Source organism: Mesorhizobium sp. f-mel (genome assembly GCF_053850215.1).
This window is the reverse complement of sequence record NZ_JBSPTO010000018.1, coordinates 37,002-61,336: the sequence shown is the minus strand read 5'-3', so window position 1 is coordinate 61,336 and position 24,335 is coordinate 37,002. Positions and strand designations below refer to the sequence as shown.

The window sequence follows — 24,335 nt, the reverse complement described above, 5'->3', positions numbered from 1 at the left end:
GGCCTATGCTCCCGCCTCGCGTTCGCTCCGCCCAAGGATGACGAAGCCATGGAGGGCCTACGCCGATCACAGACGCGAGGGGCCGAGACCGGTCTCCTCCTGCCGCAACGCTCAGCGTTTCACGTGAATCACCCGAAGGCGGCCGGTCTGCAATGTTTCACGTGAGTCATTTGCCGATACAGAACTGCGCAAATATGACGTCGAACATGTCCTCGACGTCGACGGCGCCAACAATCCGGCCGAGCCTATCCGCCGCAAGCCGCAATTCCTCGGCCCGCAGCTCCTGCCCGCGCTCATTGCCTGTCACTGCCGCAAGCAGGAAGCGTTTCGTCTCGTTGAGAAGCTCGACGTGCCGCAGCCGCGACGGCAGGATATCGCCTACCTGGCCAATTTGCGCCGCGGCGCGATGGCCGATCTCCGCCAGCAACTCCGCCAGCCCCGTACCGTCCCTGGTCGATATAACCGCATCATAAGGTGTCCCAAGCAAGGACGCCCGCGGCTTGCCTTGCAACAGATCGACCTTCGTCCCGACCCTCAATGATGGAACACCGGCCGGCAGTGCGCCCGCTGCAATCGGCACCGCCATATCCTCCAGCACGAGCAGCAGATCGGCGGTTCCGGCCTTGCTCCTTGCCCTTTCGATGCCAATCGCCTCGATCCTGCCAGGCTTCTCCCGCAGACCGGCAGTATCCGTCACTCTTATGCGCATCCCCTCCAGGTCCAGCACCACTTCGAGCAGATCGCGGGTCGTGCCGGGCTCTTCCGTGACGATCGCCGCCTCGCGCCGGGCCAGTGCGTTGAACAGGCTCGATTTGCCGGCATTCGGCGCGCCGAGGATGACGACCTCGAACCCATCGCGGATGATTTCGGCGGCCCGGAACCCCCGGACATGCCGTTCGATCTCGTCGATCATCGCCCACACGTCCGACCAGACCGTCTCTGCAACGGAACCCGGCACATCGTCTTCATCGGCAAAATCGATCTCGGCTTCGATCATCGCCCGCGCATGGATAAGCCGACGGCGCCAGCCCAAATAGAGCTCGCTCTGCACACCCTCGGCATTCTGAACGGCAAAGCGCCGCTGTGCCTCCGTCTCGGCGTTGACGAGATCGGCCAGCGCCTCGGTCTCGACCAGATCGACCTTGCCGTTGAGAAAGGCGCGGCGAGTGAATTCACCCGGCTCGGCATGCCTGACGCCGTCAAAGCCGGCCATCGTCTCCAGCATCTTTGCCACAACGGCGCGCCCGCCATGGACATGGAATTCGGCGATATCTTCGCCAGTGAAGCTGTTGGGGCCGGCAAAGAGAACGACCAGGCCGTTGTCCAGCACCAATCCGTCGGGCGTCATGAACTTCCGATAGGTCGCAACACGGTTCTCAACCATGGAACCGGCAATTGTTTCGATAATGAATCGACTTTGTGGGCCGGAAATGCGGATCACGGCAACGCCGGCGGGCAGGCGACCGCTCGACAGGGCAACAATGGAATCACCTGAAATCATTTGCCGACCCAGCACAACCGCCCTAGCTTCGCTTATTCATCGACAATTGCCGAGTTATCGACCGTGACATTGCCCGCGCAAAATCTGCTTGCCGAAGAGGCCAGCCCCTATCTGCAGCAGCATAGCGGCAACCCTGTGCATTGGCGGGCATGGTCGCCGGCGTCGCTCGCCGAAGCAAGAACGCTTGAGCGGCCAATCCTGCTCTCGGTCGGCTACGCCGCCTGCCATTGGTGCCATGTCATGGCCCATGAGAGCTTCGAGAACGACGACGTCGCCGCCGTCATGAACCGTCTCTTCGTCAATATCAAGGTGGATCGCGAAGAGCGGCCGGACATCGATCAGATCTATATGGCGGCGCTGTCCTCGATGGGCGAGCAGGGCGGTTGGCCGCTGACCATGTTCTTGACGCCGGATGGGAAGCCATTCTGGGGCGGCACCTATTTTCCGCGCGAGGCACGCTACGGCCGCCCGGGCTTCGTCCAGGTACTCGAGGCGGTCGACAAGGCGTGGCGGGAGAAGAAAGAAAGCGTTAACCAAAGCGCTGACGGGCTGACCACGCATGTCGAGGCGCGGCTGGCCGGCTCGCATGCCAAGGCCGTGCTCGACCGCGACACGCTGGCGACACTCGCCAACGGCATCGAAGGCATGATCGACAGGGATTTGGGCGGCCTGCGCGGCGCGCCCAAATTCCCCAATGCGCCGTTCATGCAGACGCTCTGGCTGTCCTGGCTGCGCGATCGCCACACAGCCCATCGCGACGCCGTCCTGCTCAGCCTCGAAAAGATGTTGGCGGGCGGCATCTACGATCATATCGGCGGCGGTTTGAGCCGCTACTCGACCGACGCCGAGTGGCTGGTGCCGCATTTCGAAAAAATGCTCTACGACAACGCCCAGCTCATTCGGCTGTGCAATTGGGCCTATGCCGCGACCGGCAACGAATTGTTCCGGGTACGAATCGAAGAGACGATCGGCTGGCTCTTGCGCGAGATGCGCGTCGACGGCAGTGCATTCGCTGCCAGCCTCGACGCCGACAGCGAGGGCGAGGAGGGGCTGTTCTACACCTGGAGCAGGGATGAAATAGAAACCGCTCTTGGCGACGAATCGGCTTTATTTTTCAAACACTTCACAATTGTCGCCCCGCATGGCTGGGAGGGCAAGCCGATCATCCACCAGACCGAAGCCCAGCAAACGCAAAGCGTGGCCGATCGCGACCGGCTCACTCCCTTAAAAGAGAAGATGCTAGCAGCCCGGGAGCAGCGCGTCAGACCCGGGCGTGACGGAAAAATCCTGACCGATTGGAACGGCCTGGTAATCGCGTCTCTCGCCGAAGCCGGTCGTTCCCTGAAACGGATCGACTGGATCGAGGCGGCGGAGCAGGCCTTCGCTGCCATTGCCAGCGCGGGTCGAGACAGTCGCTTGCCGCATTCGATGCTTGGCGCAAACAGGCTTTTCCCGGCGCTGTCGAGCGACTACGCCGCCATGGTCAACGCCGCGATCTCCTTGTTTGAAGCTACCGGCACATCGAGTTACACCGAGCTGGCCGGCCAATTCATCGCGCAGCTCGATCAATGGCATAGCGATGAGAACAACACCGGCTACTACCTCACCGCGTCGGACAGTGCCGACGTGCCGATCCGTATCAGGGGCGATGTCGACGAGGCCATCCCGTCAGCCACCGGCCAGATCATCGAGGCCATGGTCCGATTGTCCTCGCTTTCGGGCGATCTTGAATTACAGGAAAAGACCTGGAAGGTCGCCGAACACGCGGCCGGCCGTGCGGCGCATCAGGCATATGGCCAGGCAGGTATCGTCAACGCCTGCGCCTTGGCGATCGAGCCGTTGAAACTGGTGCTGGTGGACGACCAAGAGAACCCCGGGCTTGTTCCGGTTGCGAATCGAAATCCGGACCCCCGCCGGGTCGACACTATCGTGTCGGTCGGCTCGGCGACAAGCCTGGCGACGCTGCCAGGCGGCGTTTTGCCGCCAACGATCGAGCCCGGCGCCTGGCTGTGCACCGGGCAGGTCTGCCTACCGGTGATAACGGACGCTGAGGAGCTCGAGCGGCAGTTGCGGCGCGGATAGGTGAGGGGCTGCCTCGCCTGACCCTTACGTGTTCATCGAATCGAAGAAATCCGCATTCGTCTTGGTCTGCTTGAGCTTGTCGATCAGGAACTCGATGGCGTCGGTTGTGCCCATCGGTGCCAGGATGCGGCGCAGCACGAAGATCTTCTGCAAGTCCTGGCGCGCGACCAGAAGGTCTTCCTTGCGGGTGCCGGACTTGAGGATGTCCATGGCCGGGTAGATGCGCTTGTCCGCCACCTTGCGGTCGAGCACGATTTCCGAATTGCCGGTGCCCTTGAACTCTTCGAAGATGACCTCGTCCATGCGGCTGCCGGTGTCGATCAGCGCGGTGGCGATGATGGTCAGCGAGCCGCCTTCCTCGATGTTGCGGGCTGCGCCGAAGAAGCGCTTCGGCCGCTGCAAGGCATTGGCGTCGACGCCGCCGGTCAGCACCTTGCCGGATGACGGCACCACGGTGTTGTAGGCACGGCCGAGGCGGGTGATCGAATCCAGCAGGATGACGACGTCGCGCCCGTGCTCGACCAGGCGCTTCGCCTTCTCGATCACCATTTCGGCGACCTGGACGTGGCGCACCGCCGGCTCGTCGAAGGTCGAGGAGACGACCTCGCCCTTCACCGAGCGCTGCATATCGGTGACTTCCTCCGGCCGCTCGTCGATCAGCAGCACGATCAAATAGCATTCCGGATGATTGGTGGTGATCGAATGGGCGATGTTCTGCAACAGCACCGTCTTGCCGGTTCGCGGCTGCGCCACGATCAGGGCGCGCTGGCCTTTGCCGAGCGGCGCCACCAGGTCGATGACGCGCGCCGAGATGTCCTTCGAGGTCGGAACGTCCATTTCCATCTTCAGCCGCGAGGTCGGATAAAGCGGCGTCAGATTGTCGAAATGGATCTTGTGGCGGATCTTTTCGGGGTCGTCGAAATTGATCGTGTTGACCTTGAGCAGCGCGAAATAGCGCTCGCCTTCCTTCGGGCTGCGGATCGGGCCTTCGACGGTATCGCCGGTCTTCAGCGAGAACCGGCGGATCTGCGACGGCGAAATATAAATATCGTCGGGGCCCGGCAGGTAATTGGCATTGGCCGAGCGCAGGAAGCCAAAACCGTCCTGAAGCACTTCGACCACACCGTCGCCGATGATCTCGATATCCTGGGTCGCCAGCCGCTTCAGGATTGCGAACATCAGCTCCTGCTTGCGCATCACACTGGCGTTCTCGACCTCGAGCGATTCGGCATAAGCGATCAGCTCTGGCGGTTTCTTGTTCTTGAACTCGGTGAGTTTCATTTCTTGCATCATTAGACGGACTCTGAGTGACTAAGCATGGGGAAAATATCGGCGGGATGCGACAAATGCCGGGCGCGGCCGAAGCGATGAATGGGGCGGCGCATGACGGGAAGGAAGACCCGTCTTTTATCGTCGGTCGACTAAAAGAGCAAGCCGCCTTTTGTGAGCGCCGCGCGTCTCTCTCGACGCGCAAAGGACGCTGTAAGACTTTTTGAGTTCCGCATCGTCCTTTCCGAAAATCGATCCCGATTTTCGGGTCGATGCGGTGGCGTCAAAACGGCTTCACGATGACCAGCACGACGATGACGATCATCAGTAATGTGGGGAACTCGTTGACGATCCGCCAGTGCCTCGCCGGTTTTTCATTGCGGTCCTCGGCGAATTTGCGCACCGCGCCGGCCAGATAGCCATGAACGGCCGAGAGCCCGAGCACCGCGGCGATCTTGGCATGCAGCCATCCGCCCTGAAAACCAAAGCCTTTCCAGGCCAGCCAGAGCCCGAATACCCAGGTGATGATCATGGCCGGATTGATGATGCCGCGCAGCAGCCGGCGCTCCATCACCTTGAAGGTTTCCGACTGGACGGAGCCTTTCTCCGCATCGGCATGATAAACCAGCAGCCGCGGCAGATAGAGCATGCCCGCCACCCAGGAGATGACGGCAATGACATGGATCGCCTTTGCCCAGGGATAGAAATCATCTGGCCCAAACAGGAACAGAAGCCCAGCCAACACGAGGAAAACCGCAATCGCTATCGCCGCGCGGCGCATTGCGCCAGCACCACCTTCCGCGGTGCCATTCCCCATCATCGTCATGATGCGCTCCGCACCAGTTTCACCATCGCCTCGACATGCGCGATCGGCGTTTCCGGCGTGATGCCGTGCCCGAGATTGAAGATCAGCGGTCCATCGCCCAGTGCTTTCAAGATAGCGTCGACGCCGTCGGCTAGAGCCTTGCCGCCGGCCACCAGCCGTAACGGATCGAGATTGCCCTGTACGGCGCCGTCGCGCTGCAGTTCCTTTGCCGTCGTCAACGGCACGGTCCAGTCGAGCCCCAGCCCCGTCACGCCGGTCTTCTGGCGATAGCTCCGGTAGTGGGCGCCGGCGCCCTTGGGAAACCCGATGATCGGAACGTTGGGATGCACGGCCCGTACCTGCCTGACGATCTCCGCCATCGGCACGACACAAAAGGCCTCGAAAGACACTTCGTCGAGCACGCCGGACCACGAGTCAAAAACCTGCACCACATCGGCGCCTGCTTCGATCTGGCGGATGAGATAGGCGGCCGAGTAATCGACAAGTACGTTCAGCAGCTGCAGGAAAGCCGCCGGCTCGCGATAGGCGAACAGCCGCGCCGGCGCTTGGTCTGAGGTGCCGTGGCCGGCGATCATATAGGTCGCCACCGTCCACGGCGCGCCGCAGAAGCCGATGAGCGTCGTTTCATCAGGCAGTTTTGTCCGCAGCCGTCTGACCGTCTCGTAGACCGGTTCGAGATTCACGTGAAACGTTTCGCCGTCGAGAGCCGCAATCTCCGCCGCCGAGATCGGCGTCAACAGCGGCCCGCGTCCCTCCTCGAAACGCACGTCGCGGCCCAGCGCATGCGGCACGACCAGAATGTCGGAAAACAGGATCGATGCATCGAAGCCAAAGCGTTCTATCGGCTGCAGCGTTACCTCCACAGCAAGATCGGGATCGTAGCAAAGATCGAGGAACGATCCGGCCCGCCTGCGTGTCTCCCGATATTCCGGCAGATAGCGGCCGGCCTGGCGCATCATCCAGAGCGGCGGCGGAAACGCAGCCTTGCCCTTCAACACGTCCAGCATGATCCGGTTTTCGGGCATTCAGCGCTCGCCTCTCCAGGCTTCTCTATAATTAAATATTCTATTTCTAGGAATCTTATGATTCTAAGAGTCTGTTGGTATCGGTGGTTGTCTCCTGTCCCGCTTTGCCCCGGAAAATGCCAGCCAGCATATTGTCGCGTGCTTCTTCTGCCGGGTAGGAGGGGATTGGGGACAGTTGGAAATTTCGGATTTGGGTCAATGCGTTATGGGCCGCGCAAAGAAAACGGGCCTGTGGATGAGGCAGAGTCAAAAAAGCCCGTCCCCGAACTTGTCCCCAGCCGCCCGACGAAGCCGACAGCGCAACGAATTGTGGACAAACTGGCATCTGATACAGTCGCCTCCGACCGGCCGATCTTTCCGACCGACCTTATCCACATCGGCCCACAGCTTGGAACGAACCCCTGTGAACAAACCCCAGAGCTTCTTTCACCTTCACCTGATTTCCGATGCCACCGGTGAAACGCTGCTGGCGGCCGGCCGCGCGGCCTCCGCGCAATATAAGGATGCGCGCGCCATCGAGCATATCTACCCGCTCATCCGCACCGAAAAGCAGGTGACGAAAGTGTTCGAGGACATCGAGGAGGAGCCGGGCATCATCCTCTATACGGTCGTCGACCAAAAGCTCGCCCGCGGTATCGACGAACGCTGCGCCGCCATGGGCCTGCCTTGCGTCTCCGTGCTGGAACCGGTGCTGACTGTGTTCCAGTCCTATCTCGGCACGCCGGCCGGCCGCCGCGTCGGCGCCCAGCATGTTCTCGACGCCGAATATTTTCGCCGCATCGACGCGCTCAATTTCACCATGGAGCATGACGACGGCCAGCTGCCCGCCAATATGGACGACGCCGACATCGTGCTCGTTGGCATTTCGCGCACCTCGAAGACGCCGACCAGCATCTATCTCGCCAATCGGGGCATCAAGACCGCCAACATCCCGATCGTGCTGGGCGTGCCGGTACCGGAAAGCCTGGTCAACGCCACGAAACCGCTGATCGTCGGGCTGATCGCCACCGCCGAGCGCATCTCTCAGGTCCGCCAGAACCGCATCCTCGGCAACACCAGCGCCTACGAGCCGACCGACTATGTCGACCGCGCCGCGATCGCCGAAGAGCTCGCCTATGCCCGCCAGATCTGCACCCGGCATGGCTGGCCGATGATCGACGTCAGCCGCCGCTCGATTGAAGAGACGGCGGCGGCTATCGTTGCCCTGCGCGGCAAGACGCGCTAGGGCGTGTGATATTCAGGTGATGCCGGCCTGCAAACGGCGGCTTCCTGCGCTTCCGGTGCTCACGTACGAAAAGTACGCTCCGCTCCGGTTCTCGGAAGCCACAATTTTCGACTCGGCCTGACCTGAATCTCGACACACGCTAGTGAGCGTCAGGACTCGGGCGATAAAAATGGCCGAAAAAATCATCCTTGCCTCGGGCAGCCCGTTCCGCAAGGCGCTGCTTGTCAATGCCGGCGTGGCGGTCGAGGCGGTTCCGGCGGAAGTCGACGAGCGCGCGCTTGAGGCGCCACTGAAAGACAGCGGTATCTCGCCTGAAGACGTCGCCTTGGTGCTTGCCGAGGCCAAGGCCACCGAGGTCAGCGAGCGAAAGCCCGGCGCCCTGGTGCTTGGCTGCGACCAGACGCTGTCGCTCGGCGACGAACTGTTCCACAAGCCGGTCGACATGGAAGGCGCGCGCCGCCATCTCTTGGCGCTGTCGGGAAAGACCCATCAGCTCAACAGCGCCGTGGTGCTGGCCCGCAACAGTGCGGTTCTGTGGCGGCATGTCGGCATTGCCAGCCTGACCATGCGAAAGCTCGATCCGGCCTTCATCGGCCGCCATCTGGCGCGGGTCGGCGCCAAGGCGCTGTCCAGCGTCGGCGCCTACCAGATCGAAGGCGAAGGCATCCAGCTGTTCGAAAGAATAGAAGGCGACTACTTCACCATCGTCGGCCTGCCGCTTCTGCCCGCTCTGGCCAAGCTGCGTGACCTCGGCGCCATCGATGGCTGAGGCTGCGAAAAAGGCATTCGTCACCGGCCACCCGGTCGCGCATTCCCGGTCGCCGAAGATCCATTCCTATTGGCTGGCGAAATACGGTATCGACGGCAGCTACCGGGCCATCGACGTCGCGCCGGAGGCTTTTGCCGAATTCGTGAGAACGCTCGAGGCGACTGGCTACCGTGGCGGCAACGTCACCATCCCGCACAAGGAAGCCGCCTTCGCGCTGGCGACGCACCGCGACGATGCGGCCGAACAGATCGGTGCCGTCAACACGCTGTGGTTCGAGGGCGGAAGTCTGTGCGGCGGCAACACCGACGCCCATGGCTTTGCCGCCAATCTCGACGAGCATGCGCCGGGCTGGGCCGCAAATAGCCCGGCCGTGGTGCTCGGTGCCGGCGGCGCCGCCCGCGCGGTCATCCATGCGTTGATGGAACGCGGCATCAGTGACATCCGCATCGTCAACCGAACGCTCGCCCGAGCCGAGGAATTGCGCCACCGCTTCGGCGCCGGCGTCTCGGCCCATGGCACGCACGCGACCGGCGAGCTGCTTGCCGATGCCGGCCTGCTGGTCAACACGTCAGCGCTCGGCATGCATGGCCATGGAGGCCTGTCCGCCGATCCCCGCAGGCTGCCGGACCATGCCATCGTCACCGACATTGTCTATGTGCCGCTGGAAACGCCGTTGCTGGCCGCAGCCAAAGCGCGGGGCCTGAAGACCGTAGACGGCCTCGGCATGCTGCTGCACCAGGCGGTGCCCGGCTTCGAGCGCTGGTTCGGCATCAGGCCGGAGGTCACTGCCGAATTGCGGCAGATGATCGTCGCCGATCTCGGTGCCCAAGGAATGACTTAGGAGTGAAAGGCATGATCGTGCTCGGCCTCACCGGATCGATCGGCATGGGCAAGTCGACTACGGCCAGGATGTTTGCCGAAGCCGGCGTGCCCGTCCACGATTCGGACGAGGCTGTGCATCGCCTCTACGCCGGCAAGGCGGCTCCGTTGGTGGAGGCAGCTTTTCCCGGAACCACAAAATCCGGGTCGGTCGATCGCACGAAGCTGGCCGAGCGAGTGCTCGGCGATGCCGCGGCCTTGAAACAGCTGGAAGCTATCATCCACCCGCTGGTCCGCGCCGACGCCGACGCCTTCCTGGCCCGGAACCGTGCCGCCAGCGCGCCGCTTGTCCTTCTCGACATCCCGCTGCTGTTCGAAACCGGTGGCCGCGACCGCGTCGACAAGGTCGTGGTCGTCACCGCCTCGGCCGAAATCCAGCGCGCCCGCGTGCTGGCGCGGCCGGGCATGAGCGAAAAGAAGCTGGCGTCGATCCTGGCCAGGCAGGTTCCCGACGCCGAAAAGCGCAAGCGCGCCGAATTCATCATCGACACTGGACAGGGCTTCGATGCGGCGCGCGCGGCGGTCAATGCGATCGTCGCCGAACTGGTGGGGGATAAGGCCGGCAAGCCTCCTTAACGCGCTTGCATCGGGCGGAATATGTTGCCAATTTGTTCCCATAATGATTCGGCTGGAATAACGCCGGACCCAACGGAATGATTCGATGCGCGAGATCATCTTCGACACGGAAACCACCGGTCTCGATTTCCGCGATGACCGCGTCATCGAGCTTGGCTGCATAGAGCTGGTCAATCGGTTCCCGACCGGCCGCACCTTCCACCATTACATCAATCCGCAAGGACGACCGATTCATGCGGAGGCGCAGGCCGTTCATGGCATCAGCGCCGCCGATCTCATGGGAAAGCCGACCTTCAGCGACATCGCCGAGGAGTTTCTTGCCTTCATCGACGGCGCCAAGCTGGTCGCCCACAATGCGACTTTCGATATCGCTTTTCTCAATGTCGAATTCGGCCGGCTTGGCCATCCGCTCGTTGACCCCGGACTTGTCGTCGACACCCTGGCGCTGGCGCGCCGCAAGCATCCGATGGGACCCAATTCGCTTGACGCGCTGTGCCGGCGCTACGGCATCGACAATGCCCGTCGCACCAAGCACGGCGCCTTGCTCGATTCGGAATTGCTGGCCGAGGTCTATATCGAGCTCATCGGCGGCAAACAGGCAGCCCTCATCCTCGACAGTGCCACGGCGCCCGCCGGCGGCAGGAGAAATGTCGACGATATCGACATCAGCATCGGCGCTCGGCCGATTGCACTGCCGTCTCGCCTGACCGCCGCAGAGCGTAGCGCGCACGCGAGCATGGTCGGCACATTAGGCGAAAAAGCGCTCTGGCTGCGCGTCGCCGCGGAAGCAAGTTCCGCGGCATAGCTATTTTGACGGGTAGGAAGGCGATCGGCAACGAACGTCGATTGTTCCGTTTCCGTGGCAATCTCAGTGGCAGGTCGCAAGCCGTCGAGATTAGCCGAAGCATCCCTCCCTTCGTCATCCCAGGGCGGAGCAGGAGCGAAGCGACGTCGCGCAGACCCTGGGATCCATGCCGTGACATCAGCCGAAGAATGCAGCGGCTCAGAACGGCGCTTGCATCCGCAACGGTGCGGGCTACCCTTCAACCATGACCGGCTATGCCTACATGACCGCGAGCCAGAAGCGTGGCACGATCTACATCGGTGTCACCAACGATCTCGGCCGCCGCATGCCAGAGCACAAATCCGGCCAAAGCTCGCGCTTCACCAGCCGCTACGGCGTGCAGCGTCTGGTCTGGTACGAAGAACATTTCGATATCCGCGATGCCATCCAGCGCGAGAAGTCGCTGAAGCGCTGGCCGCGCCAGTGGAAGATAGAACTGATCGAGAAGACCAATCCAGAGTGGTTCGAGCTTTTTCGCGGAACGGGGTGGTAGCGTTCGGTTCTGGTCCGCTGGAGCACTGCCGCGAGGTAACGGCATGGATCCCAGGGTCTGCGCCGCGTCGCTTCGCTCCTTGCTCCGCCCTGGGATGACGAACGGAGGGGTGTTTCGGCTAATCTCGAAGGCGACCTGCCATTGAGATTGGCCGCGGACAGTAACTATCGACGGTTGCTGCGGATCGGCTTCCGACCTGTCAGGATTGAGGAGCTCGTCTCAAAGCAAAAAAACCCGGCGCGAGGCCGGGTTCTTCAAAGGCTGCGCAACACCAGCCTCAGCTCACCTTAACCTTGCCGGCGGCCTGGTCCTCAGCCAGCTTCTGCTGGAACATCTGCGCGAAATCGATCGGATCGAGCATCAAGGGCGGGAAGCCGCCATTGCGCGTCGCCTCGGCGATGATCTGCCTGGCGAACGGAAACAGCAGCCGCGGGCATTCGATGAACAGCAGCGGCAGCATGTGCTCCTGCGGGAAGCCGCTGATGGCGAAAACGCCGCCATAGACCAGCTCGACGTTGAACAGCACTTCCTTGTCGAAGGACGCCTTGGCGTTCAGCGTCAGATTGACGTCGAACTGCTTGTCCGAAAGCGGGTTGGCGTTGACATTGACGTTGATGGCGATGCCAGGGGCCTTGTCGCGGCCGCGCAGCGAGTTCGGCGCGCCGGGGCTTTCGAAGGAAAGGTCCTTCACATATTGGGCAAGCACATTGAGCGAGGGCTGCGTCGCGTCGCCGTTGCCACTGGCCGCGCCGGTCGGCGCGTCGTCTTTGCTGGCCATAAGCCTTTGTCCTTTTGCCTGGGCAGCGTTGCTGACCGGATTGAAATCGGGCGTTCGCTACCATGGCCGGCATGACAAGACAAGGTTTGCCGACCTACTCGTCCCGGAGGCGTTTGCCGACCTACTCGTCCCGGAGGCGTTTGCCGACCCTACTCGTCCTCAAGGCGAGCTACTCGTCCTTGAGGCGGCGCCATGGAGAATCGTGATCCGGGCCGCGCTTGTAGTCGTCGCCGCGCGAATAGTCGCTGTCGTCAAGGTCGATGGTCTTGTCGCGTTGCCGGGCCCTGAACCCGCCGGTGCTGAAATTGGTCGCCAGCACGATGCGGCCTTTCAACAGGCGCCAGGCAAGGTCGCGAACCGGCGGCAGGAACAGCAGAATGCCGAAAATGTCAGTAATGAAGCCGGGAATGATGAGCAGGATCGCGGCCAGCACGATCATGGCGCCATGCGCGAGCTGGCGGCTTGGATCACGGCCGGCGTCCATCTCGGCCCGGACCCGGGTCATGACGCCGAAACCCTGGTATCGCAACAACAGCGCGCCGGCGATGCTCGAAGCCAGCACCAGGCCGACCGTCGCCAGGGCGCCGACCTGGCGGCCGACAACGACGAAACCAGCGATCTCCAGCAGCGGAAGCGCGAGGACGAACAGGGGAAGCAGCGAAATGCGCAAATCTTGACCGATCGTTTCCATGTTTTGCCGGCCTGCGGGCAATCGCCGCTGGCACTGGCTCTTTTAGATAGGTATGCCTGCCTTTAATTTGAATGATTGCACCTTGCGTTCTATATGCTTTGGATGTTGAACGCTATGCGACCGCAGCCATTGCCTGGCCGGGCGGTCCGGCCGGAGTAGGGACTGATTGGCGGAAGATATGGGATTCTTCGACTTCGGCACGATTTTCTTTCTGGTTGCGGCGGTTGTGATCTTTTTCCAGCTGCGCAATGTGCTCGGCCGCCGCACCGGCAGTGAGCGCCCGCCCTTCGATCCCTATACGGCGGGCCGGACGCGCGACGACACCCAGAAGCCGGAGAATGTGGTCTCGCTGCCGCGCAAGCGAGCGCCGGGAGAGCCGGCAATCGACGCCTATGCGGCGATCGACGCCTTCGCCAAGCCTGACACCGATCTCAACAAGGGACTGCGCGCGATCAAGGACAATGATCCGGCATTCGACCCGAAGACCTTCGTCGATGGCGCCAAGATGGCCTATGAAATGATCGTGATGGCCTATGCCGATGGCGACCGCAAGACGCTGAAGAACCTGTTGTCGCGCGAGGTCTATGACGGCTTTGTCGCGGCCATCGGCGACCGCGAGGCGAAATCGGAAAAGATCCAGTCCTCCTTCGTCGGCATCGACAAGGCCGACATCGTTTCCGCCGAGATGAAGGGCAGCGAGGCGCATATCACGCTGCGCATCGTCAGCGAGCTGATTTCGGCGACGCGCGACAAGGCCGGCGCCGTCATCGACGGCGATCCCGAAACCGTCGCCGAGGTCAAGGATGTCTGGACCTTCGCCCGCGATACGCGCTCGCGCGACCCGAACTGGAAGCTCGTTGCCACCGAAGAAGAAGACTGAGCCCGGACCACGGCGAGGCTCCGGTGTCGCTATCTCAGGCGTTCCGCGAAAAATCCTTTGACGATCTGCCCGGTTGGGACGAGGACGACCATCTGGCCGCGTTCGCGGCTTTCCGGCGCTCGGCTTTTCATGTCCTGACAAAACCCTATCGCTCCGGCGGGCTCGGCGTCGATTTCAATGCCTTCACCGAGGCCTACGCTGCAGCCCGCACCGTTTCGCCAACCGACCGGGCGCAAGCCCGCGCCTTCTTCGAGCATCATTTCATCCCGGCGCACATAGGGGGCGAAAGCGGCGGCACCGGCCTCGTCACCGGCTTCTATGAACCGGTGGTCGACGCTTCATCGGTGCGAACCGAACGATTTGCGGTGCCGCTGCTGTCGCGCCCGGCCGATCTCGTCGACATCGACGACGTCAACCGGCCGCCCGGCATGGATCCCTATCTCGCCTTCGGCCGCGCCACGCCGAACGGGCCGGTCGAGTATTTCGACCGCGGCGAGATCGAGCGCGGCGCGCTCGTCGGCAAGCGTTTGGCTGGCAAGGGTCTGGAAATCGCCTGGCTAGCCGACAAGATCGACGCCTTCTTCATTCACGTGCAAGGTGCAGCCAGGCTCACCATGACCGACGGCCGGTTTTGCCGCGTCACCTATGCCGCCAAATCCGGCCAGCGCTTTACCGGACCCGGCAAGATCCTGAGTGAATTAGACGAAATCCCGCTCGAAGCGGTGACCATGCAGTCGGTCCGCGCCTGGTTCAAGGCGCATCCGGATCGCATCGACGAGATCCTGTGGCGCAACCGGTCCTATATTTTCTTCCGCGAGGCGGCTGTCGACGACCCGGAACTCGGGCCGATCGCTGGCGCAAAAGTGCCGCTGACGCCGGGCCGCTCCGTCGCTGTCGACCGTCTGCTGCATACATTCGGCACGCCGTTCTACATCGATGGGCCGTCGCTGACCGCTTTCGACGACAAGCCGTTCCGGCGACTGATGATCGCGCAGGATACCGGCTCGGCCATTACCGGGCCGGCCCGCGGCGACCTGTTCGCCGGAACGGGACATGCGGCCGGCGAGATCGCCGGCGTTGTCCGCAACCCTGCCGATTTCTACGCGCTGATACCGCGCCCGCTTGTACCGGGAGCGGGGCGATGACACGGCGCATCGACAGGCTGAGCGAGGACGATCGGGTCCTGTGGAACCTGGTGGCGCGCACGGCCAAGCCGCTGAAGGGCAAGTCCGCCAGCGACATCCCGGCTATCGGCCCGGACGTCGGTGATGACACGAAGCCACCGCCGCGTGTCCAGGCGATGGCTCCTGCTGCGGCCACGAAAGCAAAGGCGCAGCATGTCTCGCATGTGATCGACGAACCGACGCTGGAAAAACTGTCGAAGGGCCGATTGCCGATCGAAGGCCGCGTCGACCTGCATGGCCTGAGCCAGGACGAAGCCTATTCGCTGCTGTTTTCCTTCCTGCACCGGGCGCATGCCGGGGGCATCCGTTATGTGCTGGTCATCACCGGCAAGGGTTCGTCGTCGGGCGGCGACGGCATCTTGCGGCGCGCCGTGCCCGCCTGGCTGTCGACACCCGCTTTCAGGCCGCTTGTCTCCAGTCACGACCATGCTGCCCGCAACCATGGCGGCTCGGGCGCGCTCTATGTCCGCCTGCGGCGTGGGCGCTAATGAGGATGCACCCCATGAGGATGCACTCGTGACCCCGTTCGGCGAAAAGCTTCGCGCCCTGCGAAGCCAACGCGGCGTCAGTCAGAAGGCCATGGCCGAGGCGATCGGCGTCAGCGCCGCCTATCTGTCGGCGCTGGAGCATGGTCGCCGCGGCGCGCCGACCTGGACGCTGATCCAGAAGATCATCGGCTATTTCAATGTCATATGGGACGATGCCGAAGAACTCGAGCGGCTGGCCGACACCTCGCACCCACGGGTGAAGCTCGACACGTCGGGCCTCAGCCCCGCCGCCACCGAGCTTGCCAATGTTCTGGCCGAAAACATCGAAAAACTCGACGAAGCGGAGCTTCGCCGCATCACCGCATCGATCCGCGCCGCGCTGAAGCAGCCAAAGTGACGGCCTGCTACTGAACCGCGCCGACCAGAACCGGCTGGCCATCACGGATCGAGACCCAGCGGCCGGTATTGTCGATCGCCTGCCGCTTGAGGAAGCGATAGCCGGTCCGGTCCCACGAGCGGACCTTTCCGTCCAGATTGTCGAGGACGTAGTCGCCCTTGCTTGTGCGCACGGTCAGCACGGCGTGGCCCTCACCGTCCGGCTTGCGCACGACGGTCATCAGAAGATTGGCGTAGGAAACGCCCAAGCGGTTCAATTCGCGGCGCTTTTCCAAGACATAGTCCTCACAGTCGCCAACGCCCTTGACGGGATAGGCCCAGACCTCGTCCTTGCCATAAATGTCGATGTCGCTTATCGGCTTGACGGCGGCGTTGACCCTGGCGTTGACGCTGAGCATCTTGCGCCAGAGCGCACCGCTCATGGTGGCCGGGGCGAGATTGCCCGGATGGATCGAGCATTCGGCCGGACTGGTCTTGCAGAAATCGTAATGGCCGATCGGCTGCGATGTCGGCCCGCCGGTTGCCATTGGTCCCGCCGAAGCCGCCGTAGACCAGCCTGCCGCAAGTGCCAGCCCTAACAGGGCGCACGCGCGCAGCCTTCTCGCCATTGGTGAGGAAATCATTGTCCCCCTCGTCCCTTGTTGTTAATGAAAGGTTAAGGGCGATCTACAGTCTCTGTCAATTATACCAACGGCCAGATTTGCGACATGGTTACCCGGGCGGCCGAAACAGCGGCTATTGTGCAACAGGTCGACTTGAACTGGGCTGCCATCCGGGACTCACAAGGCTATATCTTTACTTTTTGGCGGTGCGAACCAGCTTCGGCCTCACCGCAACGCGGGTCTGGCGGCCATAGCTGGTGATGAAGTCGACGATGCGCGGCACGATTTCGGAGCGGAAGCGCGAGCCGTTGAAGACGCCGTAATGGCCGACCGCCGGCTGCATGTAGTGAGCGTGCCTGTCCGCGGGGATGTTGATGCAGAGGTCGTGCGCGGCCTGGGTCTGGCCGAGACCGGAAATGTCGTCGTTCTCGCCCTCGACCGTGAACAGGGCGACATTGCGGATATCGGAGGGGTCGATGGCGACGCGGCGATGCATCATTTCGCCCTTGGGCAAAGCATGGCGGACAAACACGGTGTCGACCGTCTGCAGGTAGAACTCCGCCGTCAGATCCATTACCGCCATATATTCGTCATAGAAGTCGCGGTGCTTTTCAGCATTGTCGCCATCATGCTTCACCAGATGCATGAAGAAGTCCTTGTGGGCGGTGATGTGGCGGTCGAGATTCATGCTCATGAATCCCGAAAGCTGCAGGAAGCCGGGATAGACCTCACGGCCGAAGCCGGGCACCGGCCACGGCGCCTGCATGATGACGTTTTCGCGGAACCAGTCGATGCCCTTTTCCTCGGCCAGAAGGTTGACCGCGGTCGGATTGCGGCGGGTATCGATCGGCCCGCCCATCAGCGTCATTGTCGAGGGAACGAACGGGTCGCCGCGCGTTTCCATCAGCGCCACCGCCGCCAGCACCGGCACCGAAGGCTGGCATACAGCCATGACATGGGTATCGGGTCCCAGAGCATGCAGCATGTCGACGATGTAGTCGATGTAGTCGTCGAGGTCGAAACTGCCATCCGCCAGCGGCACCATGCGGGCGTCGACCCAGTCGGTGATGTGCACGTCGGCATGGGGCAGCATCGCCTCGACCGTGCCGCGCAGCAGCGTCGCATAGTGGCCCGACATCGGCGCCACGATCAGCAGCTTCGGATCGGGCCGGCGGCCGGCGGGAACCGCCCGCTCGAAACGGAGGAGATTGCAAAACGGCCGCGACCACACGGTCTTTTCGGTGACATCGACGCTTTTCCAGTCGACCACCGTCTTGGTCAGGCCGAATTGCGGCTTGCTGTAGCGGCGCGTCGTGCGCTCGAACAATTCGGCCGTTGCCGCGATCGAGCGGCCCCAGGACGTGTGCGTGAATGGATTGAGCGGATTGGTGTAGAACATACGCACCGCATCGGCATAGAGGCGGGCCGGTTGCACGGCGGCGTGGTTCAATTCGTAGAACTGGTAAAACATCGAGAACCCCGCTGCTGCGACCGAAGGGACGACAGCAGTGCCGAGCCTTGAATCTCGCGGGGGAGGTTAACAACAAACTGCTGCGATGCAATACGTCAAGTGCCGTGATTTATGCTGATACTTTCGTCTAAGCTGTTGAAAACCGGCTTGAACGGCGGCAGCCGGCTTATTGTGCGGTTGCGAAGGCGTAACGAGGCTGAGCGTGTCCGGCTTCTGGCCGGACACTACAAGCATCACACGCGGTCGGTGCACACGGAAGTATGGCCCGAACTGATGAAGCCGAGCCGCCTGGCGGCGCCCTTCGACAGATCGATCACGCGCCCCTTGATGAACGGGCCGCGGTCGTTGATGCGCACGACGACGCTGCGGCCGTTCTTGCGGTTGGTCACCTTCAGCTTTGTGCCAAAAGGCAAGGTACGGTGCGCGGCGGTCAGCGCCGACGGGTTCATCCGCTCGCCGGAAGCGGTCTTCGAGTACAGCGCGTACCAGGAGGCGCGGCCGCATTGCGCGGCGGCAGGGGAGGTGGATGCGCCGACCATCAGGCCAGCCGCGATCGTCGCCGCGACAAGCGCGGTCCGGTTTGGTTTCGTCATCTGTGGCAAGTGGCTCCGTTTGACAGACCCGGCCGTTAAGGATCGAATGTGGCACGAAATGCGGCAGTCATCTGGCGGTTCCATGACTACAGTACACGTTTGGAGTCGGCGGGAAACACTTTGTCAGAGGTTATTCGGCGTCGCCGCGTATCCCCGATGGTCTTTGTCCCGAAATCCGATGTCGATATACAAGCAGAAGCGAATACGATCGGGTCGCCCTCCTTTCGCTTTGCCATCGCGGTCATGGCTGAATTGAGGATCGACTTGGAAAGGAAGTTCCGGCGATGAGATTGATCAAGAATCTGCTGGCGTTGGTCGTGCTCGCCCTCGGCGCGCTGTGGTCGCTGCAGGGCAGCGGCCTCGTAGGCGGCAGCTTCATGACCGGCCAATCGCAATGGCTCTATATCAGTATCATCACTGCGCTGGTCGGCCTGGGCGGCCTGGTGTGGGCGAACCGTTCGCGCCCCTGACACTCTAACCACCTCAGGGCTTGGTGGCGTTCGGTCGACCGGCGAATGTGCGCCCGCCACAAACAAGCATCTCCTGTTTTGCGCCCACCTTGGGCAAATCAATGCTGCGAATGGCCGAGGATTTGAAAACCGGTCCCTGTATTCGGGGTTAGTATAGTAGTCTTATCAACATTGCCGGAGAACGATTAGCGATGTCCATATCGCGGCGATCGCCTGAGCATGATGTCGAGCGCTGGCTGTCCAATTGGCGTTCTCGCAGGAGGAAGAACGTCCGGCAAATAGCCTCAACGGCTGAAAACGAAGCAAATTCAACGGTGCCCGGCTTGTATATCATGTTACTAGAATTTATGTGTCATACAGGCTTGGACGCGGTGGGACGCACGCCAGGCGCTTCGCAACCGCTGCCCCTGCGCCATCGCACGACAGGAAAACGTTCGGTCTATGCTCACGAAAAAGGGCAAGTACGGCCTCAAGGCGCTCGTCCATCTTGCGCGGCTGCCGGTTGGACAGCTCGCCTTTGTTGGCGATATCGCCACCGCAAACAACATCCCGAAGAAATTTCTCGATGCCATCCTGGTCGAGCTGCGCAACGCCGGTTTCGTCCAGAGCCGCAAGGGCAAGGAGGGCGGCTATCGCCTGGCGCGGCCGGCGGATGAAATCAAGATCGGCCACGTCGTGCGCGTGCTCGACGGGCCGCTTGCCCCCATTCCCTGCGCCAGCCGCACCCGGTATCAGCGCTGTGAAGACTGCAACGAGGCGACATGCCAAGTCCGACATCTGATGCTCGAGGTCCGGCAAGCGATCGCCGAGGTGCTGGATCAGCGCAGCCTCGCCGAGATGCGCGATATCGCCGGCGACGAAGACCTTTCGGCTGCGTTGAAAATCCAGGCCTGAGCCGGAACCGACGGCTCCCGAGACAATTGGTGCGCTCATGACCGGGCGCGCAAATTCGACCGTCCCGAATTCTATCGTTATCGTTGGCGGCGGCGCCAGCGGCGTCGTCCTTGCCGCGCATCTGTTGAAATCGCCCAATCCGGATCTTCGTGTCACCCTGATCGAAAAGCGCCCGCATTTCGGCCAGGGCATCGCCTATTCCACGCTGCTGTCGGCGCATGTGCTGAATGTCAGCGCGGCCGGCATGAGCGCCTATGCCGACGATCCCGGCAATTTCTGGCGCTGGCTGCTTGAATGCGGCCTGGCAACCCCGGAGCAGGCGCCGGTCTACGCGCCGCGCAGCGTCTATGCCCGCTACCTGAAGGAGCTGCTGGACGAGCTCGAGGCTCGCGAGACGGGGCGTCTTCGCCTGGTCCGCGAGGAAAGCCTGTCGATCTCGCCGACCGGGTCCGGGGCCGAGGTGACGCTGGCCAACGGCACCAGCGTCGTCGCCCACCTTGCCGTGCTGGCGACCGGGCACGACGAGGAGCCGGGCGCCGGCCAGGGCCATGCAATCAGGATGGGATCGGAAGCCGACACCGCGCTCGACCCGGAAGCCCGAGTCCTGGTGCTGGGCACCGGCTTGAGCATGGTCGATGCGCTCCTGTCGCTCGAACAGCGCGGCCATCGCGGTGAGATTATTGCGGTGTCACGGCGCGGCCTGCTGCCTTCGCCGCACCGCAAGGGCAATCCGATCAAGCTCGACGTCGCCGACATTCCGCTCGGCACCCAGCTTTCTTATTTTGTCGGCTGGTTTCGCGACCTGATCCGGGAAAACCAGAAGGCCGGCATCGACTGGCGCGACGTCGTCGATGGGCTCAGGCCATTCAACCAGAAGATCTGGCAGAACTGGCCGTCTTCGGCCAAGCGCCGCTTTGTCGAGCACACCAAGGCATGGTGGGACATCCACCGCCATCGCATGGCGCCACAGGTCTACGCCCGCGTCAGCGAGGCGGTTCAATCGGGCCGCATCCGGCTTGTCGCCGGGCGTGTCGTCGGCATCGCGGCGGGCGACGAATTCACCGTGCAAATCCAGTCGCGCCACACGCAGCGTCTCGAAACATGCGACGTCGCCCGCATCTACGACTGCACCGGCATCGCCAGGGACATCTCGACCACCTCGAACAGCGTGGTGCGGTCGCTGGTAGACCGCGGGCTGGCCCGGCCGGATCCGCTGCGCCTTGGCCTCGACGTATCAGACAATTGCGAGGTCATCGCCAGCGACGGCACCGTATCGGCCAAGATCCTCGCGGTCGGGCCGCTGACGCGCGGCACCTTCTTCGAGATCGACGCCATTCCCGATATCCGCGTCCAGTGCGCGCGTCTGAGCAAGCGGTTGCTGGGGTGAGGCAGAATCTGTTGATGGCAGAGGGGATGGGAAGGATTGCTGCAGAAGGTGTTTGGGTTGAGACCACCAGCAGCTGAAGACTGGAATCCCATTCCCCGTCTGGCCAACGGATTGGCACGATCTATCTTCTTTCAGACTGCGAACGGCTGGAAAAGACGATAGGCTGACAGCCTGCCCAAGGCGGTCGCTTGACCATGGAGCATCTGATATGAGCAAGCATAAGATCGCCGCACCCGACAGTTCCCCCTCGGGCAGTGCCCATTCGGACAGTGCATCGTCTCGTCTGCGTCCGCCCTATGCATCGGTTCTCGACCTGATCGGGCAGACGCCGGTCATCGAGCTAACCAAATTCGACGTCGGCAAGTGCCGACTGTTCATCAAGCTCGAAAGCCAGAATCCCGGTGGCTCGATCAAGGACCGCATCGCGCTGTCGATGATTGCCGCCGCCGAAAAACAGGGCAAGCTGAAGCGCGGCGGCACCATCGTCGAGGCGACCGCCGGCAACACCGGTCTCGGCCTCGCCCAGGTCGGCATCCCCAAGGGCTACCGCATCATCCTGGTCGTGCCCGACAAGATGTCGCGCGAAAAAATCCAGCATTTGCGGGCGCTCGGCGCGGAAGTGCGCATGACCCGGTCCGATGTCGGCAAGGGTCACGCCGAATACTATCAGGACATGGCCGAAAAGATCGCCGCCGAGCTGCCCGGCGCCTTCTATGCCAACCAGTTCGCCAATCCGGCCAATCCGGACGCCCATGAAACCACGACCGGTCCCGAGATTTATTCGCAGCTCGACGGCGACGTCGACGCGGTGGTCGTCGGCGTCGGTTCGGGCGGCACGCTGACCGGGCTTGGCCGCTACTTCGCAAAGGTCTTGCCGAAGACCGAGATGATTCTCGCCGATCCGGTCGGCTCGGTGCTGGCGCCGTTGATCAAGACCGGCAAGATGCAAGAGGCCGGAAGCTGGACCGTGGAAGGCATCGGCGAGGATTTTGTGCCGCCCAATGCCGATCTGTCGCTGGTCAAGAAGGCTTACTCGATCACCGACAAGCAGAGCATGCTGGCGGTGCGCGACCTGCTGTCCAAGGAGGGCATCCTCGCCGGCTCGTCGTCCGGCACCCTGCTTTCGACGGCGCTTCGCTATTGCCGCGAGCAAACCGTGCCGAAGCGGGTCGTCACCTTCGTCTGCGACAGCGGCAACAAATATCTGTCGAAAGTGTTCGACGACTTCTGGCTGATCGAGCAGGGCCTCGCCGAGCACGAGCAGCATGGCGACCTGCGCGATCTGGTGATGCGCACGCACCGCACCGGCGACATCGTGTCTGTCGGCCCGGACGAAAGCCTGCTCAACGCCTATGGCCGCATGCGCCGCTCGGATGTCTCGCAATTGCCGGTGCTGGACGACGGCAAGCTGGTCGGCATCGTCGACGAAAGCGATATCCTCGCCCACGTCGAAGGCCCCTATGACAGCCGCTGGGACCGCTTCAAGGCCCCGGTGCGCACGGCCATGACCGCCAATTTGCACACGCTGCAGGCCAGCCAGACGCTGGACGCGCTGCTGCCGGTGTTTGACCGCAACGAGGTCGCGATCGTCTTCGACGGCGACGAATTCATCGGCCTGATAACCCGCATCGACCTGATCAACCATCTGAGGCGCCGCGCACGATGACCATCAAAGCCACCGTATCGGGCAGGAACCGTCTGGCCTTCTCGACGCGCACGATCCATGGCGGCCAGAGCCACGACCCGACGACGGGCGCGGTGATGGTGCCGATCTATGCGACCTCGACCTATGGCCAGCAGAGCCCGGGCGTGCACAAGGGTTTTGAATATGCCCGCAGCCAGAACCCGACCCGCTTCGCCTTCGAGCGCGCGGTGGCCGATCTCGAAAGCGGCGCAGCCGCCTTCGCTTTCGCCTCGGGTCTGGCGGCGATCGCCACCATTTTCGAACTGCTCGATTCCGGCGCCCATGTCGTCGCCACCGACGACATCTATGGCGGCACCTTCCGGCTGCTGGAGCGGGTGCGCAAACGCTCGGCCAACCTCCAGGTCGACTTCGTCGACTTCACCGATCTTGACGCGGTCGAAGCGGCGATCCGCCCGGAAACCAAACTGCTGTGGGTTGAGACGCCGACCAATCCACTGCTGCGCGTCGTCGATCTCGAAGCTGTCGCGGCACTGGCCAGGCGCAAAGGTGTGCTCTCGGTCGCCGACAACACCTTCTGCAGCCCCTATCTGCAGCGGCCGCTGGAGCTCGGCATCGACATATCAGTCCACTCGACGACGAAATACCTCAATGGCCATTCCGACATGGTCGGCGGCGTCGCCGTGGTCGGCGACAACAAGGATCTCGCCGACCGGCTGAAATTCCTGCAGAACGCCATCGGCGCCATTTCCGGGCCGTTCGACAGTTTTCTGGCGCTGCGCGGCCTCAAGACGCTGGCGCTGAGGATGGAGCGCCATTCGTCAAACGGCCAGAAGATCGCGCACTGGCTGGAAAGCCGCCCCGACATCCGCCGGGTCATCTATCCCGGTCTCACCAGCCACCCGCAGCATGCCATCGCCAGGCGCCAGATGCATGCCTTCGGCGGCATGATCACAGTCGAGCTCGACCGCGACCTTCTCGGGACAAAACGCTTCCTCGAACACACGCAGCTGTTCACCCTCGCCGAGAGCCTCGGCGGCGTCGAAAGCCTGATCGAGCACCCGGCGCTGATGACGCACGGCTCGATCCCGGCGCAAAAACGCGCCGAGATTGGAATTTCTGATTCGCTGGTGCGGTTGTCGGCGGGGATCGAGGATGGCGATGATCTGATTGCGGATCTTGATCAGGCGTTGGCGAGTTGAGCGGAAGCAGTCGTGTCGGAGGACTTGTGCTGAGACGGACAATTGTCGATATCGGCGCTGCCCCTCACCTGCCTGCCGGCAGAAATGCCCGGCAGGGCAATGAGGGCGGCGCCGACGCTCCGGAATAGGTAATTGACCTGAGCCGCATCTGGGCGGAATTGTAGCGCC

25 protein-coding genes are annotated in these 24,335 nt (G+C 62.6%); 16 read left to right on the top strand and 9 right to left on the bottom strand.

Translation table 11 applies throughout. From position 1 onward, the window contains the following. Positions 1-166 precede the first annotated feature (166 nt). Positions 167-1,501 carry a tRNA uridine-5-carboxymethylaminomethyl(34) synthesis GTPase MnmE gene (gene mnmE / locus ACWUKX_RS20825; RefSeq protein ID WP_456008715.1) on the bottom strand — a complete coding sequence of 445 codons (1,335 nt, stop codon included), beginning with the start codon at positions 1,499-1,501 and terminating at the stop codon, positions 167-169. 63 nt (positions 1,502-1,564) lie between these two features. Here mnmE and ACWUKX_RS20820 point away from each other — a divergent pair, with 63 nt between their 5' ends. Beyond that, positions 1,565-3,583, top strand: a complete 2,019-nt coding sequence (locus tag ACWUKX_RS20820; RefSeq protein ID WP_456008714.1) for a thioredoxin domain-containing protein — start codon at positions 1,565-1,567, stop codon at positions 3,581-3,583. A gap of 24 nt (positions 3,584-3,607) precedes the next feature. Here ACWUKX_RS20820 and rho read toward each other — a convergent pair whose 3' ends face one another. From rho to hemE, 3 genes are all read right to left on the bottom strand, one after another. Continuing rightward, complete coding sequence (gene rho / locus ACWUKX_RS20815; RefSeq protein ID WP_027153631.1) at positions 3,608-4,873, bottom strand: transcription termination factor Rho; 1,266 nt, start codon at positions 4,871-4,873, stop codon at positions 3,608-3,610. A 262-nt stretch (positions 4,874-5,135) separates the two neighbouring features. Then, positions 5,136-5,678: a protoporphyrinogen oxidase HemJ gene (hemJ, locus tag ACWUKX_RS20810; protein WP_029348031.1), complete on the bottom strand. Its 543-nt coding sequence runs from the start codon at positions 5,676-5,678 to the stop codon at positions 5,136-5,138. Further along, positions 5,675-6,703 carry a uroporphyrinogen decarboxylase gene (hemE, locus tag ACWUKX_RS20805; protein ID WP_456008712.1) on the bottom strand — a complete coding sequence of 343 codons (1,029 nt, stop codon included), beginning with the start codon at positions 6,701-6,703 and terminating at the stop codon, positions 5,675-5,677. The genes hemJ and hemE overlap by 4 nt, the downstream gene beginning before the upstream one ends. A 403-nt stretch (positions 6,704-7,106) precedes the next feature. Here hemE and ACWUKX_RS20800 point away from each other — a divergent pair, with 403 nt between their 5' ends. The 6 genes from ACWUKX_RS20800 (at position 7,107) to ACWUKX_RS20775 (ending at position 11,489) form a co-directional block, all read left to right on the top strand. After that, positions 7,107-7,928: a pyruvate, water dikinase regulatory protein gene (locus ACWUKX_RS20800; RefSeq protein ID WP_029348035.1), complete on the top strand. Its 822-nt coding sequence runs from the start codon at positions 7,107-7,109 to the stop codon at positions 7,926-7,928. 169 nt (positions 7,929-8,097) lie between these two features. Then, positions 8,098-8,697, top strand: a complete 600-nt coding sequence (locus ACWUKX_RS20795) for a Maf-like protein (RefSeq protein ID WP_456008710.1) — start codon at positions 8,098-8,100, stop codon at positions 8,695-8,697. Continuing rightward, positions 8,690-9,538: a shikimate dehydrogenase gene (locus ACWUKX_RS20790; protein WP_455839213.1), complete on the top strand. Its 849-nt coding sequence runs from the start codon at positions 8,690-8,692 to the stop codon at positions 9,536-9,538. The genes ACWUKX_RS20795 and ACWUKX_RS20790 overlap by 8 nt, the downstream gene beginning before the upstream one ends. Before the next feature lie 11 nt (positions 9,539-9,549). Then, positions 9,550-10,152, top strand: coding sequence for a dephospho-CoA kinase (gene coaE, locus ACWUKX_RS20785; RefSeq protein WP_456008708.1), 603 nt, complete (start codon positions 9,550-9,552; stop codon positions 10,150-10,152). Between the two features lie 85 nt (positions 10,153-10,237). Continuing rightward, positions 10,238-10,957 carry a DNA polymerase III subunit epsilon gene (gene dnaQ / locus ACWUKX_RS20780; protein ID WP_456008707.1) on the top strand — a complete coding sequence of 240 codons (720 nt, stop codon included), beginning with the start codon at positions 10,238-10,240 and terminating at the stop codon, positions 10,955-10,957. A gap of 244 nt (positions 10,958-11,201) precedes the next feature. Further along, on the top strand, positions 11,202-11,489 hold the full coding sequence (locus tag ACWUKX_RS20775) for a GIY-YIG nuclease family protein (protein WP_456007914.1): 288 nt from the start codon (positions 11,202-11,204) through the stop codon (positions 11,487-11,489). Positions 11,490-11,766: 277 nt separating this feature from the next. On the opposite strand, the gene secB is transcribed toward ACWUKX_RS20775, so the two are convergent. Beyond that, positions 11,767-12,267, bottom strand: a complete 501-nt coding sequence (secB, locus tag ACWUKX_RS20770) for a protein-export chaperone SecB (RefSeq protein WP_029348040.1) — start codon at positions 12,265-12,267, stop codon at positions 11,767-11,769. A 169-nt stretch (positions 12,268-12,436) separates the two neighbouring features. Next, a complete protein-coding gene (locus ACWUKX_RS20765) occupies positions 12,437-12,937 on the bottom strand; it encodes an FxsA family protein (protein ID WP_456008762.1) in 501 nt (166 codons plus the stop codon). A 199-nt stretch (positions 12,938-13,136) separates the two neighbouring features. On the opposite strand from ACWUKX_RS20765, the gene ACWUKX_RS20760 reads away from it, so the two are divergent. The 4 genes from ACWUKX_RS20760 to ACWUKX_RS20745 are packed head-to-tail and all read left to right on the top strand — an operon-like array spanning position 13,137 to position 15,907. Beyond that, positions 13,137-13,838, top strand: a complete 702-nt coding sequence (locus tag ACWUKX_RS20760) for a Tim44/TimA family putative adaptor protein (protein WP_065006492.1) — start codon at positions 13,137-13,139, stop codon at positions 13,836-13,838. 23 nt (positions 13,839-13,861) lie between these two features. Beyond that, entirely contained in the window at positions 13,862-14,983 is a 1,122-nt protein-coding gene (gene mltA, locus ACWUKX_RS20755; protein ID WP_456008706.1) for a murein transglycosylase A, read from the top strand. After that, the gene (locus tag ACWUKX_RS20750; protein ID WP_029348044.1) at positions 14,980-15,510 is read left to right on the top strand and encodes a Smr/MutS family protein; all 531 of its coding nucleotides are present in this window, start codon (positions 14,980-14,982) and stop codon (positions 15,508-15,510) included. The genes mltA and ACWUKX_RS20750 overlap by 4 nt, the downstream gene beginning before the upstream one ends. Positions 15,511-15,538: 28 nt before the next feature. Then, positions 15,539-15,907, top strand: a complete 369-nt coding sequence (locus ACWUKX_RS20745) for a helix-turn-helix domain-containing protein (RefSeq protein WP_095520159.1) — start codon at positions 15,539-15,541, stop codon at positions 15,905-15,907. A 7-nt stretch (positions 15,908-15,914) separates the two neighbouring features. Here ACWUKX_RS20745 and ACWUKX_RS20740 read toward each other — a convergent pair whose 3' ends face one another. The 3 genes from ACWUKX_RS20740 to ACWUKX_RS20730 form a co-directional block, all read right to left on the bottom strand. Next, positions 15,915-16,529, bottom strand: a complete 615-nt coding sequence (locus ACWUKX_RS20740; RefSeq protein WP_127314014.1) for a transglutaminase-like cysteine peptidase — start codon at positions 16,527-16,529, stop codon at positions 15,915-15,917. Between the two features lie 172 nt (positions 16,530-16,701). Beyond that, positions 16,702-17,979 (bottom strand): polyhydroxyalkanoate depolymerase, encoded by a 1,278-nt coding sequence (locus ACWUKX_RS20735; RefSeq protein ID WP_456008705.1) that lies wholly within the window; start codon positions 17,977-17,979, stop codon positions 16,702-16,704. A 233-nt stretch (positions 17,980-18,212) separates the two neighbouring features. Next, entirely contained in the window at positions 18,213-18,572 is a 360-nt protein-coding gene (locus tag ACWUKX_RS20730) for a septal ring lytic transglycosylase RlpA family protein (RefSeq protein ID WP_029348050.1), read from the bottom strand. Between the two features lie 284 nt (positions 18,573-18,856). Here ACWUKX_RS20730 and ACWUKX_RS20725 point away from each other — a divergent pair, with 284 nt between their 5' ends. From ACWUKX_RS20725 to ACWUKX_RS20705, 5 genes are all read left to right on the top strand, one after another. Further along, a complete protein-coding gene (locus ACWUKX_RS20725; RefSeq protein WP_456008703.1) occupies positions 18,857-19,042 on the top strand; it encodes a hypothetical protein in 186 nt (61 codons plus the stop codon). 441 nt (positions 19,043-19,483) lie between these two features. After that, positions 19,484-19,936 carry an RrF2 family transcriptional regulator gene (locus ACWUKX_RS20720; protein ID WP_456008702.1) on the top strand — a complete coding sequence of 151 codons (453 nt, stop codon included), beginning with the start codon at positions 19,484-19,486 and terminating at the stop codon, positions 19,934-19,936. A gap of 37 nt (positions 19,937-19,973) precedes the next feature. Continuing rightward, a complete protein-coding gene (locus tag ACWUKX_RS20715) occupies positions 19,974-21,323 on the top strand; it encodes an FAD/NAD(P)-binding protein (protein WP_456008701.1) in 1,350 nt (449 codons plus the stop codon). 208 nt (positions 21,324-21,531) lie between these two features. Continuing rightward, a complete protein-coding gene (locus tag ACWUKX_RS20710; RefSeq protein WP_456008700.1) occupies positions 21,532-22,989 on the top strand; it encodes a pyridoxal-phosphate dependent enzyme in 1,458 nt (485 codons plus the stop codon). Then, positions 22,986-24,167: a cystathionine gamma-synthase gene (locus tag ACWUKX_RS20705; RefSeq protein WP_456008699.1), complete on the top strand. Its 1,182-nt coding sequence runs from the start codon at positions 22,986-22,988 to the stop codon at positions 24,165-24,167. The genes ACWUKX_RS20710 and ACWUKX_RS20705 overlap by 4 nt, the downstream gene beginning before the upstream one ends. Positions 24,168-24,335: the final 168 nt, after the last annotated feature.